Origin of the sequence: Sphingobium sp. CR28 (assembly GCF_052327305.1) — a bacterium.
Taxonomy (GTDB): Bacteria; Pseudomonadota; Alphaproteobacteria; order Sphingomonadales; family Sphingomonadaceae; genus Sphingobium.
Map to the genome: position 1 here is coordinate 1,681,981 of NZ_CP182486.1, position 12,621 is coordinate 1,694,601.

Below are 12,621 nucleotides of genomic sequence, written 5' to 3' on the forward strand. Positions count from 1 at the left end.
GAGCTTACGCCTCCGCTTCTTGGGCTTCGCGAACGACGATGCGCACGCGGCTGTAGGGCTTGAGGATCCGGGTCGACTTGCCACGGCCACGCGCGTGGAAGCGCTTCAGCGTGAAGGCCTTGCCTACCGACGCTTCCGCGACGACCAGCGAGTCGACATCCAGATTGTGATTGTTCTCGGCGTTGGCGACCGCACTTGCGAGCACCTTGCGTACGTCCACGGCCATGGCACGCTTGGAGAAGGCGAGCACGTTCATGGCGTCCTCTACCTTGCGGCCACGGATGAGCGCGGCGACGAGGTTCAGCTTCTGCGCGGAGCCGCGAATCTGCGTGCCCACGGCCAGCGCCTCGTTATCCGCGACGCGGCGGGGAGACTTTTCCTTGCCCATCAGCGCTTGCCCTTCTTGTCGGCGGCGTGGCCGGGGAAGTAGCGCGTCGGCGCGAATTCACCCAGCTTGTGGCCGACCATGTCCTCGTTCACCGAAACGGGAACGTGCTTCTTGCCGTTGTAGACGTTGAACGTCAGGCCAACGAACTGCGGCAGGATCGTGGAGCGACGCGACCAGGTCTTGATCGGACCCGAGCGACCACCGGCATCCTGCGCGGTCTCGGCCTTCTTGAGCAGGTGGAGATCCACGAACGGACCTTTCCAGACGGAACGAGCCATCTCGCTTACCTCTTCTTCTTGGCGTGACGGCTACGGATGATCATCTTGTCCGTCGCCTTGTTGTGGCGGGTGCGCGCACCCTTGGTCGGCTTGCCCCATGGGGTGACCGGATGACGGCCGCCCGAGGTCCGGCCTTCACCACCGCCATGCGGGTGATCGACCGGGTTCTTGGCGACGCCGCGCGTAAGCGGCCGGCGTCCCTGCCAGCGCGTGCGACCGGCCTTGCCGAAGTTCTGGTTCTGGTTGTCCGGGTTTGACACCGCACCCACCGTGCCCATGCAGTCCGAGCGGATGTAGCGCTGCTCACCCGAAGACAAGCGGACCATCACCATGCCGCGATCGCGACCCACGAGCTGAGCGTAGGTGCCTGCCGAGCGGCAGATCTGGCCGCCCTTGCCCGGCTTCATCTCGATGTTGTGGATGATCGTGCCGACCGGCATCTGACCCAGTTCCATCGCGTTGCCCGGCTTCACGTCGGTCTTCTTGCCAGCGATCACCTTGTCGCCCGGCGCCAGACGCTGCGGCGCGAGGATATAGGCCTGCTCGCCTTCAGCATAAGTCACCAGCGCGATGAACGCCGTGCGGTTGGGGTCATACTCCAGACGCTCGACCGTACCCTCGACGTCCCACTTGCGACGCTTGAAATCGACGATGCGGTAGCGCTGCTTGTGGCCGCCCGCGATGCCGCGGCTGGTCACATGACCCTTGTTGTTGCGACCACCGGTCTTGCGCTTGCCTTCGGTCAGCGCCTTGACGGGCTTGCCCTTGTGCAGGCTCGACTTGTCGACGAGAATCAGGCCGCGCTGCGCGGGGCTCGTCGGGTTGTAATGCTTGAGTGCCATGATCAGCGCGCCCCTTCGGTCACGTCAATCGACTGGCCCTCGGCCAGCGTGACGATCGCCTTCTTCATGTCCGAGCGCGTGTAGGGCTTGCCCTTCCAGCGCTTCGTCTTGCCCTTCTGGACGATGGTGTTCACCGCCTTCACGGTCACGCCGAAAATGGCCTCGACCGCTGCCTTGATCTCCGGCTTGGACGCACCCTTGGCGACCTTGAAGACCACGGCATTATGCTCGGAGACAAGCGTCGCTTTCTCCGTGATGTGGGGCGCGAGCACGACGTCGTAGTGACGCGCCTCAACCGCTGCTGCCTGCTTCTTAGCCATTGAACCGGGCCTCCAGAGCCTCGACCGCCGCACGGGTCAGCACCAGGCTGTCAGCGCGGAGAATGTCGTACACATTGGCACCGACGGCGGGGAGCACGTCGACACCGATCAGATTGGCCGACGCCTTAGCGAAGGAGAGATTGATCGCCTCACCGTCGATGAAGAGCGCCTTGCCAAGGTTGAGCTTGGCGAGATGACCGGCGAGCGCCTTCGTCTTGCCGTCAGCCACATCTAGGCTGTCCAGCACGGTGATCGCACCGCCCTGCGCCTTCGCGGAAAGGGCCATCTTCAGACCGAGCGCACGCACCTTCTTGTTGAGCGAGTGCCCAAAGGTACGAGCACGCTGACCGTGCGCCTTACCACCGCCGATGAAGATCGGAGCGCGACGATCGCCGTGACGAGCCGTACCGCCGCCCTTCTGGCGACCGAACTTCTTGCCCGTGCGGGCAACGTCGGAACGCTCGCGGGTCGCCGATGCCGGAGCACGACGCTTCTCGAGCTGCCAGGTCACGACGCGGTGCAGAATGTCTGCGCGCGGCTCGATGCCGAACACGGCCTCGTTGAGCTCCACGTCGCCCGACGCCTTGGCGCCATCGAGGGTTTGAACCTTGAGCTTCATGGCTTAGCCCTCCTGGCCTTCGGTGGCTTCGGGAGCGGCGGCTTGTTCAGCCGGCGTCTCGGCCGGAGCGCTGTTGCTGTTCGCAGCCTGCTTGATGCTGGCCGGATAAGGCGCATCAGCGGGACGGGCGACCTTCACGGAGTCCTTGACCGTCAGCCAGGTGCCCTTTGCGCCGGGCACGGAGCCCTTGACGAAGAGAAGGCCGCGCTCAACGTCCGTGCGGACGATCTCGAGATTCTGCTGGGTCCGCTCGCGGTCACCCATATGGCCGGCCATCTTCTTGTTCTTGAAGACGCGGCCCGGATCCTGGCGGTTACCGGTCGAACCATGGGCACGGTGGCTGATGGACACGCCGTGCGTGGCGCGCATACCGCCGAAGCCCCAACGCTTCATGGCGCCGGCGAAGCCCTTGCCCTGCGTGTGGCCCGAAACGTCGACCAGCTGGCCGGCGATGAAGTGGTCCGCCGCGATCAGCGCGCCGACATCGAGGAGTGCATCCTCGGCGACACGAAACTCAGCGACCTTCGCCTTGGGCTCGACTTCCGCCTTGGCGAAATGGCCACGCTGCGGCTTGGCGACATTCTTCGACTTGGCGACGCCTGCGCCGAGCTGCACGGCAACATAGCCGTCACGATCCTGTTCGCGGCGCGCGATAACCTGATTGTCTTCCAGAGCGAGGACGGTGACCGGCACGTGGCGGCCATCCTCCTGGAAGAGGCGGGTCATCCCGACTTTCTTCGCGATCACGCCAGTGCGCATGATCAATACTCCCAATAGAGGCCCACAACCCCGAAAAGGCGGCGGGCGTATCCAACGAAAAAACCGCGTCGGATCTCTCCGTCGCGGCCAACCCTGTTTTTAGATCACCCCGTCTGGGTTGGATGCCATTCCCTCTCGGGAGCGGCGACGGGGGACCAGGACCACAGCCAGGCTGTGCGGTATCCCTGTGTCGTTTGAGCGTCCGGGCCACCCCGAGACACCCGATACCCTGCCAATCTTTCAAGAGGCAGGGACTTGCCGGCCTTAGGCCAGCTTGATTTCCACGTTCACGCCAGCGGCGAGGTCCAGCTTCATCAGCGCGTCGACCGTCTGCGGCGTCGGCTGCACGATATCAAGCATACGCTTGTAGGTGCGGACCTCGAACTGCTCGCGGCTCTTCTTGTCGATGTGCGGTCCACGGTTGACCGTGAACTTCTCGATGCGCGTCGGCAGCGGAATGGGACCGCGAATGAGAGCGCCCGTGCGACGGGCGGTGTCCGCGATGTCGCCGGTGGCCTGATCGAGCACGCGATGGTCGAAAGCCTTGAGGCGAATACGGATATTCTGCGTTTCCATGTCCACTATACCGATGCGAAAGAGCCAAAAACAAACCGCCCCGACACTTGCCCTTCTAGCTCATTCGAGCCGGAGAAAGGCGATCCGGGGCGGCGAAAAACCGAGCGGCGCGAATCAGGCGATTCGCGCCGCTGGCGGTCCTATATTACTTAGAGATCGAACCGACAACCCCTGCGCCGACGGTACGACCGCCTTCACGGATAGCGAAGCGGAGGCCCGGATCCATCGCGATCGGCGCGATGAGCTTCACGCCCAGCTTCACGTTGTCGCCCGGCATGACCATCTCGGTGCCCTCGGGCAGAACCACTTCGCCCGTCACGTCGGTCGTGCGGAAGTAGAACTGCGGACGATAGTTGGCGAAGAACGGCGTATGGCGGCCACCTTCGTCCTTCGAGAGGACATAGACCTCGGCGTCGAAGTCGGTGTGCGGGGTGATCGAACCCGGCTTGGCCAGAACCTGACCACGCTCGACTTCCTCACGGCCCACGCCACGGATCAGCGCACCGATGTTGTCGCCAGCCTGGCCCTGATCGAGCAGCTTGCGGAACATTTCGACGCCCGTGACGGTGGTCTTGCGGGTGTCCTTAAGGCCGACGATCTCGACTTCCTCACCCACCTTGACGATGCCGGTCTCAACGCGACCCGTGACGACGGTGCCGCGACCCGAGATTGAGAACACGTCTTCGATCGGCATCAGGAAGGGCTTGTCGACCGGACGGTCGGGCTGCGGGATCCAGGTGTCGACGGCAGTCATCAGCTGCAGGATCGCCTGACGGCCGATCACGTCGTCCGAGTTCTCAAGCGCAGCGAGAGCCGAACCCTTGATGATCGGAATATTGTCGCCGTCGAAATCGCGCTTGGAGAGCTCTTCGCGGATTTCCAGCTCGACCAGCTCGAGAATCTCGGGGTCATCGACCTGGTCGACCTTGTTCATGAACACGACCATGGTGGGCACGCCGACCTGCTTGGCGAGCAGGATGTGCTCCTTGGTCTGCGGCATCGGGCCGTCCGAAGCGGACACGACGAGGATCGCGCCGTCCATCTGGGCGGCACCGGTGATCATGTTCTTCACATAGTCAGCGTGGCCCGGGCAATCGACGTGCGCATAGTGGCGGTCGGCGGTCTCATACTCGACGTGTGCCGTCGAGATGGTGATGCCGCGCTCGCGCTCTTCGGGCGCCTTGTCGATGTTTGCATAGTCCACGAACGTGGCGCCGCCTGTCTCGGCCAGCACCTTGGTGATGGCGGCAGTCAGCGACGTCTTGCCATGGTCAACGTGACCGATGGTGCCGATGTTGCAGTGCGGCTTCGTCCGCTCAAATTTAGCCTTGGCCATTTCCTACCTCTTCACAGTCCTGTCAGCTTCTGGGGTCAACCGCTCGGGGACGCCGCGCGAAGGCGCCCCCATAGCAGCAATTTTCGTTTAATCCAGCCCGATCACCCAATTTCTTGGATGAAGCGGGCAAGGCATCAAGCCAGCTTCGCCTTGACTTCGTCCGCAACGTTCTGCGGCACTTCGTCATAATGCGAGAACGACATGGAGTAGCTCGCGCGGCCCTGAGTGAAGGAACGCAGCGAATTCACATAGCCGAACATGTTGGCAAGCGGCACCATGGCCTCGACCGTCTGAGCGTTGCCGCGCGAATCGGTGCCCTGGATCTGGCCACGACGCGAGTTGAGATCGCCGATGACGTCGCCAAGATATTCCTCCGGAGTGACGACCTCAACCTTCATCACCGGCTCAAGCAGCGTGATGCCGGCCTTCTGAGCGGCTTCGCGCATTGCGGCGCGACCCGTGATTTCGAAGGCCAGGGCCGATGAGTCGACGTCATGGTACGCACCGTCATAGAGCAGCACTTCGAAGTCGATGATCGGGAAGCCGACCAGCGAACCGGTCTGCGCCGTCTCGCGGAAGCCCTTTTCGATCGCGGGGATATATTCCTTGGGAATATTGCCGCCCTTGATCTCGTCCTTGAAGACGAAGCCGGAGCCACGCTCGCCGGGTGTCAGCTTAACCTTCACGCGGCCGAACTGGCCCGTGCCGCCCGACTGCTTCTTGTGGGTGTAGTCGACGTCGACGGCCTTCTTCAAATACTCGCGATAAGCGACCTGCGGAGCGCCGACATTGGCCTCCACCTTGAACTCGCGCTTCATGCGATCGACGAGAATCTCGAGATGGAGCTCGCCCATGCCCTTGATGATCGTCTGGCCCGACTCGTGGTCGGTCGAAACGCGGAACGAGGGATCCTCGGCAGCCAGACGATTGAGCGCGACGCCCATCTTCTCCTGGTCGGCCTTGGTCTTGGGCTCCACGCTGAGCTCGATGACCGGCTCGGGGAACTCCATCCGCTCCAGAATGATCGGCTGACGCTCGGCGCACAGCGTGTCACCGGTCGTCGTTTCCTTCATGCCAGCCAGCGCGACGATGTCGCCCGCATAGGCGGTGTCGATGTCCTCACGGCTGTTCGCATGCATCAGCAGCATGCGGCCGATCTTTTCCTTCTTGTCCTTCACCGAGTTCAGGTACGTGCCCTTGGTGAGGGTGCCGGAATAGACGCGCAGGAAGGTGAGCGAGCCGACGAACGGATCGTTCATGATCTTGAACGCGAGGCCGGAGAACGGCGCGTCGTCCGCGGTCTTGCGGCTGTCGGGCTCCTCGGTGTCCGGGTTGATACCCTGCACGTCCTCAATGTCTAGCGGGCTGGGCAGATAGTCGACGACGGCGTCGAGAAGCGCCTGCACGCCCTTGTTCTTGAACGCGGAGCCGCACAGCACCGGCGTGAACGCCTGAGCCAGCGTGCCCTTGCGGATCAGCTTCTTGAGCGTCGCGACGTCGGGCAGATTGCCTTCGAGATAGGCTTCCATTGCCTCGTCGTCCTGCTCGACGGCCAGCTCGATCAGCTTCTCGCGATATTCCGCGGCCTTGTCGGCGAGGTCGGCAGGAATTTCTTCATAGAAGAACTCCGCGCCGAGATTCTCATCCTTCCAGATGATCGCACGATCATTGACCAGATCGACGAGGCCCTTGAAGCCGCCTTCCGCGCCAATGGGGAGATAGAGAACGGCCGGAGTCGCGCCGAGACGATCGATGATCGTCTGCACGCAGTAATAGAAATCGGCGCCGGTGCGGTCGAGCTTGTTGATGAAGCACATCCGCGGCACCTTGTACTTATCCGCCTGGCGCCACACGGTCTCGGACTGCGGCTCAACGCCAGCGACGCCGTCAAACGCGGCAACCGCGCCGTCGAGAACGCGCAGCGAACGCTCGACCTCAATGGTGAAGTCCACGTGACCGGGGGTGTCGATGATGTTCAGCCGGTGCTCGGGGCCTTTGCCCTCTTCCGCCTTCCACAGGCAGGTCGTGGCCGCGGACGTGATGGTGATGCCGCGCTCCTGCTCCTGCTCCATCCAGTCCATGGTCGCGGCGCCGTCATGGACTTCGCCGATCTTGTAGGACTTGCCGGTGTAGTAAAGGATGCGCTCCGTCGTCGTCGTCTTGCCGGCGTCGATGTGCGCCATGATGCCGAAATTGCGGTAACGCTCGAGCGGGTGGCTGCGGGCCATTGTGCTTACTCCATTGCCGATGCGCGGCGGGGCTATGAAATTCGATCTGCCGAGTATCCGTCCGGGTCGAGCTTGTCGAAGCCCTGACCTCGTCCTCGCTCCGCGGGAGCGACACCCCTTCGACAGATCAGGGGCGAACGGCTGTTATTGGAATGGGCGACCCACGGGGCCGCCCATCCGAATATAGTGCTTACCAGCGATAATGCGAGAAGGCACGGTTGGCTTCAGCCATCCGGTGCGTGTCTTCACGCTTCTTCACGGCATTGCCACGATTGTTCGCGGCATCGAGCAGCTCGCCGGAAAGGCGTGCGGCCATCGTGGTCTCGCTGCGCGAACGCGAAGCGGAGATCAGCCAACGGATAGCAAGCGCCTGAGCGCGCTCGGGGCGCACCTCGACCGGAACCTGATAAGTCGCACCGCCGACGCGGCGGCTGCGGACTTCGATGCCCGGCTTCACATTGTTGAGCGCATCGTGGAACAGCTGGATCGGATCCTTCTTGGCCTTGTTCTCAACAGTCGTGAGAGCGCCATAGACGATCGATTCGGCGACCGACTTCTTACCGTCGAGCATGATGCTGTTCATGAACTTCGACAGCACCTGATCGTGATAGACCGGATCGGGCAAGATGACGCGCTTTTCGGGGCGACGACGACGTGACATATCTTAGTCTCCCTTACTTCGGACGCTTGGCGCCGTACTTGGAACGGCTCTGCTTACGATCCTTGACGCCCTGGGTATCCAGCACGCCGCGAAGAACATGGTAGCGCACGCCCGGAAGGTCGCGCACACGGCCGCCGCGAATGAGCACAACGCTGTGCTCCTGCAGGTTGTGGCCTTCACCCGGAATATAGGTGATGACTTCGCGCTGGTTCGTGAGGCGAACCTTCGCGACCTTGCGGAGCGCCGAGTTCGGCTTCTTCGGGGTCGTCGTATAAACACGAGTGCAAACGCCGCGCTTCTGCGGGTTCGCCTCCATTGCAGGGACCTTTGATTTGGTCTTCTGCAGTTCGCGGCCCTTGCGGACCAGCTGGTTAATCGTTGGCATGAAGCCCTTCACCTTTCACGTGGTTACTCTGCCGTCCGCAAGCCCGCTGATGGAGTCCCCTCCAACAGCAAAAGCCGGGCGTCTCCCGAAAGGGAGGCCCCCAGCCCATCGACGCATAGGCAATGTTCGTGCTCTGCTTCGTCCCGCTGGCACGAGTCGGACCCGGCTGCGAGGCAGAGGCGCCCCTTAGCGGCGGGCAGGGACATGGTCAAGGCGCAGCGCGACTGCCAGCGGGCGACTCATGATCGGCCTTAGAACGGCCAGGGCAGGATGACCGGCGCGGCAAGCAGCAGTGCGGTCGACAGCAGCAGCCGGTCGCGCCCGGTGAAGATCAGTCCGCGCGTCATACCCGCAAGCACGCCGCCCTCCTTCGCCCAGAGCAATGGGCAGGACAGCGCGGCGATGAGCAGGCAGCCCTGCCCCGCGCGCGTCGCGCCGGCAAAACCCTGATCGGCGCACAGCGCCAGCCCGCCGAGCGCGAAGCCCACCGTCAATATCCAGAGCAGCATGCGCATGAGCAGGGACAGTCCTTCCGTTGCGATAGGACGGTCCGGGCACGCGCGCCTTTAGGAAAATCTCATGTCGCGGCGAAGGGATCGTAGCTGCCAAACGACCAGACGATCCCTTCGCAATCCTTCACCTCGTAGCTGCGACCGCCATAATCATTGTCATGCGGGGGCGAGATGATCGTGGTGCCCGCCGCCACGGCGCGCGCATGATGCGCGTCGGGATCGTCCAGCACGACGCAGATGCACATTGGCGCCACGCCTCCCGACTCGCCAATCGGCGCCATACTGAAGCGCTCGCGACTATGCGGGCTAGCAGAGGAAAGCATGATGACGTTTCCGTCCAGCAACAGCTCCGCGTGATGAATAGTGCCGGTGTCCGCATCTTCATGGACGGCATGACGGGAGAAACCGAAGGCGTCGCACAGAAACTCGATCGCGGCAGGCGCATCGGCGTAGACAAGGCAAGGCATGATCGCGGGACGCACGGGCATGGACTGCTCCTTTTCGGTTTGTAACACTTCGCCGCGATTTAACGCATGAGGCACGGATCGTCTGCCGCCGCACTCTAGCCGTGCCCGTTTCATCACGATAGGGCGTGGACCATGGCCCTTTCAGACGACATCGCTCTCGCCCAAGCTCTCGCCGATGCGGCGGGCGCAGCCATCCGCCCTTTCTTCCGCGCCGAATTCGGGCTGGAGAGCAAGGCCGATGCCTCGCCAGTGACCGAGGCAGATCGCGCGGCCGAAGCGGCCATGCGCGCGCTTATCGAGGAGCACCGGCCCGGCGACGGCATCATCGGTGAGGAATATGGCCCGACTCGCGCGGATGCGGATCGCGTCTGGGTGCTCGATCCCATTGATGGCACGCGCAGCTTCGTCGCCGGCCGCCCGATCTTCGGCACGCTCATTGCCTTGATGCAGGAAGGCTGGCCGATTCTCGGCATCATCGACCAACCAATCGGGCGCGAGCGCTGGCTGGGAGCGGTGGGCCGCCCCACGACCTTCAATGATTCGCCGGTGAAGGCCCGCGCCTGCCGCGATCTCGATCAGGCAATTCTCGCGTCCACTGGTCCGCAATATTTCCCCGGCTGCACGGGGGAGCATTTCTCTATCCTCGCGGGCCAATGCCGGGAGACGCTGTGGGGCGGCGATTGCTATAATTACGGCCTGCTTGCCTCCGGCCACCTCGACATCGTCGTCGAGGCAGGCCTGAAGCTGCACGACGTGGCAGCCCTCGTGCCTATCGTGGAAGGCGCTGGCGGGCGGATGTGCGACTGGCAGGGCGATCCGCTGACTGACACAAATTCAGATGCGGTCATCGCGATTGGCGATGCGGCGCGCCTGGACGACGTGATCGAGGCGCTGCACCATGGCGGGCACGACCACTAAGCCGTGCTCGGCAATCGTCAGTTAGCAACCGTACCGATTACTGCGCCAGCCGCCGCACCGGCCACTGCGCCATCCTTCACATCCTTGCCGCGCAGCGCCTGAACGCCGGCGCCACCGGCAGCGCCGATGCCCGCGCCGCGAAGCGTCGAGCAGCCCGAGGTCATCATCGCGCCGCCGACCAGCGCTGAAATAAGGGCGATCCTGAGCATGACATGCACTCCTTGAGAAGCTGATAGCTCAAGGAATGCCCGAGACGGCCGCTCTGTTCCGTCAGTTGTGCGCGCGGCCGAAGTCGGGTGCCGCATCGTCCTGCCCCTGCTCGATGATCGAACGACGCACGGCGCGGGTGCGGGTAAAGAGATCGAACAGCGTATCGCCGTCGCCCCAGCGGATCGCGCGCTGGAGATGGGAGAGATCCTCGGAGAAACGCTGGAGCATTTCCAGCACCGCGTCCTTGTTCGCTAGGAACACGTCGCGCCACATCGTCGGATCGGATGCCGCGATGCGGGTGAAGTCGCGGAAGCCGCCCGCCGAATATTTGATGACTTCGCTCTGCGTCACGCCTTCGAGATCGTTCGCCGTGCCCACGATCGTGTAAGCAATGAGGTGCGGCAGATGGCTCGTGACAGCAAGCACCAGATCATGGTGCGCCGGGTCCATCGTCTCCACGTCCGCGCCCAGCCGTCGCCACAACTCCTCCACGCGCGCGATGGCGGTCGTGTCGGTGCCCTCAGGCGGCGTCAGGATGCACCAGCGCCCTTTGAAGAGCGACGCGAAGCCTGCTTCCGGCCCGCTATTCTCCGTGCCGGCGACGGGATGAGCAGGAACGAGCGTTGCGTTCGGCAGTACTTCGCGGATCGCGGCGATCACGCTGGCCTGGCAGGACGCCACTTCCGAGAGGATTGCCTCGGCCGGAAGGTCGGCGGCAATGTCCGCCGCGACGGCACCCATGGCGCCGGGCGGAACGCACAGCACGACTAGATCCGCGTCGGTTACGGCCGCACCGGCCGTGTCAGTGATGTCGTCGGCCAGATCGATCCGCCGGGCGATCTCCCGCACATCCGGACTCGCGTCATGCCCCGTCACACGCACCGTCGGCATCTCCGCGCGAATCGCGCGGGCGAGTGAGGAACCGATGAGGCCGAGCCCGATGATCGTGACGCGCGAAAAGGGCAGCATCAGGCACCCACGATCCGCTTGAGCGCCGCGATCAGCCCCGTCATCTCGTCGGCGGTGCCGATGGTAATGCGCAGGCCGTGCGGCAATTCCTGCCCCGGCAGCCAGCGGACGATATAGCCCGCGTCCATCAGCCCCTTATAGGCCGTCTCCGCACTCACTTCCCCTTCGAAGAGGACGAGGATGAAGTTGGCCTTGGACGGAACGGCGCGCAGCCCCCGATTGCCCAGCGCCGCAATCTCCTCGGCGAAGCGCTGGCGCCACTCCCGATTGTGGTCGCGGCTGTGGGCCACGAAATCATGGTCGGCCAGCGCGGCAACAGCAGCGTCGGACGCGCCAATGGAGAAGGCAAACGGCGCGCGAATGCGGTGCATCGCGTCGATCACCTCCGCACTTGCATAGCCCCAGCCGACTCGTGCTGAGGCAAGGCCGAAAATCTTGGAGAAGGTGCGCGTCACCAGCACGTTTGGCGCGGTTTCTGCCAGCGCCAGCGCGCCGTCGTCGTCTTGCTCGTCGAGATATTCGGTATAGGCCTGATCGACAACGAGCAGCACGTCTTTCGGCAGGCCCGCGTGCAGCCGCGCAATCTCCTCGCGTGAGGAATACGTCCCCGTCGGATTATTGGGGTTGGCAATGAAGACGACGCGCGTTTTCTCCGTCACGCAGGCGAGAATCGCGTCGACATCGGTCGCATAGTCCTTGTCCGGCGCCACCACTGGCGTCGCACCCACGCGGCGCGTGGCAATGGGATAGACCGAGAAGCCGTAGCGCACGAAGATGATCTCGTCGCCCGGCCCCGCAAAGGCGCCTGCCGCCAGATGCAGCACTTCATCCGAGCCGGTGCCGTAGATGATCCGCGCGGCGTCTATGCCATAATGCGCGGCCAGCGCGGTGCGCAACTCGATCGCGGCGGCGTCGGGGTAGCGCTCGAGAGTATCGGCGGCAGCGCGGAAGGCCTGCCGTGCGCTCTCCGGCGTACCGAACGGATTTTCGTTCGACGAGAGCTTGGAGACCTTGCGCCCGTCATCCGTGCTGGACTTGCCGGGCACATAAGGCGCGATCGCCAGAATCCAGTCCTTGGCCGTTGGCGCGGTCTTCGTGGGGTCGAGACTATCGTTCATGGCGCGCGCTTTAACCCGCGCATGCCCGCTTGGCA

The 12,621-nt window shown here is 63.6% G+C and carries 17 protein-coding genes; 1 reads left to right on the forward strand and 16 read right to left on the reverse strand.

Translation table 11 applies throughout. The features are described from left to right. Nucleotides 1-4 precede the first annotated feature (4 nt). From rplV to ACNAOH_RS08140, 13 genes are all read right to left on the reverse strand, one after another. Entirely contained in the window at nt 5-388 is a 384-nt protein-coding gene (gene rplV / locus ACNAOH_RS08080) for a 50S ribosomal protein L22 (protein WP_443969686.1), read from the reverse strand. Continuing rightward, the gene (rpsS, locus tag ACNAOH_RS08085; protein WP_443969687.1) at nt 388-666 is read right to left on the reverse strand and encodes a 30S ribosomal protein S19; all 279 of its coding nucleotides are present in this window, start codon (nt 664-666) and stop codon (nt 388-390) included. Before rpsS ends, rplV begins: the two co-directional genes overlap by 1 nt. Before the next feature lie 5 nt (nt 667-671). Next, complete coding sequence (gene rplB / locus ACNAOH_RS08090) at nt 672-1,508, reverse strand: 50S ribosomal protein L2 (protein ID WP_443969688.1); 837 nt, start codon at nt 1,506-1,508, stop codon at nt 672-674. Between the two features lie 2 nt (nt 1,509-1,510). After that, a complete protein-coding gene (locus tag ACNAOH_RS08095; protein ID WP_443969689.1) occupies nt 1,511-1,828 on the reverse strand; it encodes a 50S ribosomal protein L23 in 318 nt (105 codons plus the stop codon). Further along, nucleotides 1,821-2,447, reverse strand: coding sequence for a 50S ribosomal protein L4 (rplD, locus tag ACNAOH_RS08100; RefSeq protein ID WP_443969690.1), 627 nt, complete (start codon nt 2,445-2,447; stop codon nt 1,821-1,823). Before rplD ends, ACNAOH_RS08095 begins: the two co-directional genes overlap by 8 nt. Before the next feature lie 3 nt (nt 2,448-2,450). After that, a complete protein-coding gene (rplC, locus tag ACNAOH_RS08105; RefSeq protein WP_443969691.1) occupies nt 2,451-3,206 on the reverse strand; it encodes a 50S ribosomal protein L3 in 756 nt (251 codons plus the stop codon). Nucleotides 3,207-3,470: 264 nt separating this feature from the next. Continuing rightward, a complete protein-coding gene (gene rpsJ, locus ACNAOH_RS08110) occupies nt 3,471-3,782 on the reverse strand; it encodes a 30S ribosomal protein S10 (protein ID WP_014077880.1) in 312 nt (103 codons plus the stop codon). 145 nt (nt 3,783-3,927) lie between these two features. Beyond that, nucleotides 3,928-5,118 carry an elongation factor Tu gene (gene tuf / locus ACNAOH_RS08115; RefSeq protein ID WP_443969692.1) on the reverse strand — a complete coding sequence of 397 codons (1,191 nt, stop codon included), beginning with the start codon at nt 5,116-5,118 and terminating at the stop codon, nt 3,928-3,930. Nucleotides 5,119-5,252: 134 nt separating this feature from the next. Then, nucleotides 5,253-7,346, reverse strand: coding sequence for an elongation factor G (fusA, locus tag ACNAOH_RS08120; RefSeq protein WP_443969693.1), 2,094 nt, complete (start codon nt 7,344-7,346; stop codon nt 5,253-5,255). Between the two features lie 190 nt (nt 7,347-7,536). Further along, nucleotides 7,537-8,007, reverse strand: a complete 471-nt coding sequence (gene rpsG, locus ACNAOH_RS08125; protein ID WP_443969694.1) for a 30S ribosomal protein S7 — start codon at nt 8,005-8,007, stop codon at nt 7,537-7,539. 13 nt (nt 8,008-8,020) lie between these two features. Then, nucleotides 8,021-8,392 carry a 30S ribosomal protein S12 gene (gene rpsL, locus ACNAOH_RS08130; protein WP_443972082.1) on the reverse strand — a complete coding sequence of 124 codons (372 nt, stop codon included), beginning with the start codon at nt 8,390-8,392 and terminating at the stop codon, nt 8,021-8,023. Between the two features lie 251 nt (nt 8,393-8,643). Next, complete coding sequence (locus ACNAOH_RS08135; RefSeq protein ID WP_443969695.1) at nt 8,644-8,907, reverse strand: hypothetical protein; 264 nt, start codon at nt 8,905-8,907, stop codon at nt 8,644-8,646. Nucleotides 8,908-8,969: 62 nt separating this feature from the next. Beyond that, nucleotides 8,970-9,392 carry a VOC family protein gene (locus ACNAOH_RS08140; RefSeq protein WP_443969696.1) on the reverse strand — a complete coding sequence of 141 codons (423 nt, stop codon included), beginning with the start codon at nt 9,390-9,392 and terminating at the stop codon, nt 8,970-8,972. A 111-nt stretch (nt 9,393-9,503) separates the two neighbouring features. Between ACNAOH_RS08140 and hisN the strand changes: the two genes are divergently transcribed. Beyond that, nucleotides 9,504-10,289, forward strand: a complete 786-nt coding sequence (gene hisN / locus ACNAOH_RS08145) for a histidinol-phosphatase (protein WP_443969697.1) — start codon at nt 9,504-9,506, stop codon at nt 10,287-10,289. Between the two features lie 17 nt (nt 10,290-10,306). On the opposite strand, the gene ACNAOH_RS08150 is transcribed toward hisN, so the two are convergent. The 3 genes from ACNAOH_RS08150 to hisC form a co-directional block, all read right to left on the reverse strand. Beyond that, a complete protein-coding gene (locus ACNAOH_RS08150) occupies nt 10,307-10,498 on the reverse strand; it encodes a hypothetical protein (RefSeq protein WP_443969698.1) in 192 nt (63 codons plus the stop codon). Nucleotides 10,499-10,559: 61 nt separating this feature from the next. After that, nucleotides 10,560-11,468 carry a prephenate/arogenate dehydrogenase family protein gene (locus ACNAOH_RS08155; protein WP_443969699.1) on the reverse strand — a complete coding sequence of 303 codons (909 nt, stop codon included), beginning with the start codon at nt 11,466-11,468 and terminating at the stop codon, nt 10,560-10,562. Then, the gene (gene hisC / locus ACNAOH_RS08160; RefSeq protein WP_443969700.1) at nt 11,468-12,586 is read right to left on the reverse strand and encodes a histidinol-phosphate transaminase; all 1,119 of its coding nucleotides are present in this window, start codon (nt 12,584-12,586) and stop codon (nt 11,468-11,470) included. Before hisC ends, ACNAOH_RS08155 begins: the two co-directional genes overlap by 1 nt. Nucleotides 12,587-12,621 lie beyond the last annotated feature (35 nt).

What these genes read in the sequence shown, in the direction of transcription:
- rplV (WP_443969686.1), bottom strand. Translation starts at nt 388, where the DNA reads ATGGGCAAGGAAAAGTCTCCCCGCCGCGTCGCGGATAACGAGGCGCTG.
- rpsS (WP_443969687.1), bottom strand. Translation starts at nt 666, where the DNA reads ATGGCTCGTTCCGTCTGGAAAGGTCCGTTCGTGGATCTCCACCTGCTC.
- rplB (WP_443969688.1), bottom strand. Translation starts at nt 1,508, where the DNA reads ATGGCACTCAAGCATTACAACCCGACGAGCCCCGCGCAGCGCGGCCTG.
- ACNAOH_RS08095 (WP_443969689.1), bottom strand. Translation starts at nt 1,828, where the DNA reads ATGGCTAAGAAGCAGGCAGCAGCGGTTGAGGCGCGTCACTACGACGTC.
- rplD (WP_443969690.1), bottom strand. Translation starts at nt 2,447, where the DNA reads ATGAAGCTCAAGGTTCAAACCCTCGATGGCGCCAAGGCGTCGGGCGAC.
- rplC (WP_443969691.1), bottom strand. Translation starts at nt 3,206, where the DNA reads ATGCGCACTGGCGTGATCGCGAAGAAAGTCGGGATGACCCGCCTCTTC.
- rpsJ (WP_014077880.1), bottom strand. Translation starts at nt 3,782, where the DNA reads ATGGAAACGCAGAATATCCGTATTCGCCTCAAGGCTTTCGACCATCGC.
- tuf (WP_443969692.1), bottom strand. Translation starts at nt 5,118, where the DNA reads ATGGCCAAGGCTAAATTTGAGCGGACGAAGCCGCACTGCAACATCGGC.
- fusA (WP_443969693.1), bottom strand. Translation starts at nt 7,346, where the DNA reads ATGGCCCGCAGCCACCCGCTCGAGCGTTACCGCAATTTCGGCATCATG.
- rpsG (WP_443969694.1), bottom strand. Translation starts at nt 8,007, where the DNA reads ATGTCACGTCGTCGTCGCCCCGAAAAGCGCGTCATCTTGCCCGATCCG.
- rpsL (WP_443972082.1), bottom strand. Translation starts at nt 8,392, where the DNA reads ATGCCAACGATTAACCAGCTGGTCCGCAAGGGCCGCGAACTGCAGAAG.
- ACNAOH_RS08135 (WP_443969695.1), bottom strand. Translation starts at nt 8,907, where the DNA reads ATGCGCATGCTGCTCTGGATATTGACGGTGGGCTTCGCGCTCGGCGGG.
- ACNAOH_RS08140 (WP_443969696.1), bottom strand. Translation starts at nt 9,392, where the DNA reads ATGCCCGTGCGTCCCGCGATCATGCCTTGCCTTGTCTACGCCGATGCG.
- hisN (WP_443969697.1), top strand. Translation starts at nt 9,504, where the DNA reads ATGGCCCTTTCAGACGACATCGCTCTCGCCCAAGCTCTCGCCGATGCG.
- ACNAOH_RS08150 (WP_443969698.1), bottom strand. Translation starts at nt 10,498, where the DNA reads ATGCTCAGGATCGCCCTTATTTCAGCGCTGGTCGGCGGCGCGATGATG.
- ACNAOH_RS08155 (WP_443969699.1), bottom strand. Translation starts at nt 11,468, where the DNA reads ATGCTGCCCTTTTCGCGCGTCACGATCATCGGGCTCGGCCTCATCGGT.
- hisC (WP_443969700.1), bottom strand. Translation starts at nt 12,586, where the DNA reads ATGAACGATAGTCTCGACCCCACGAAGACCGCGCCAACGGCCAAGGAC.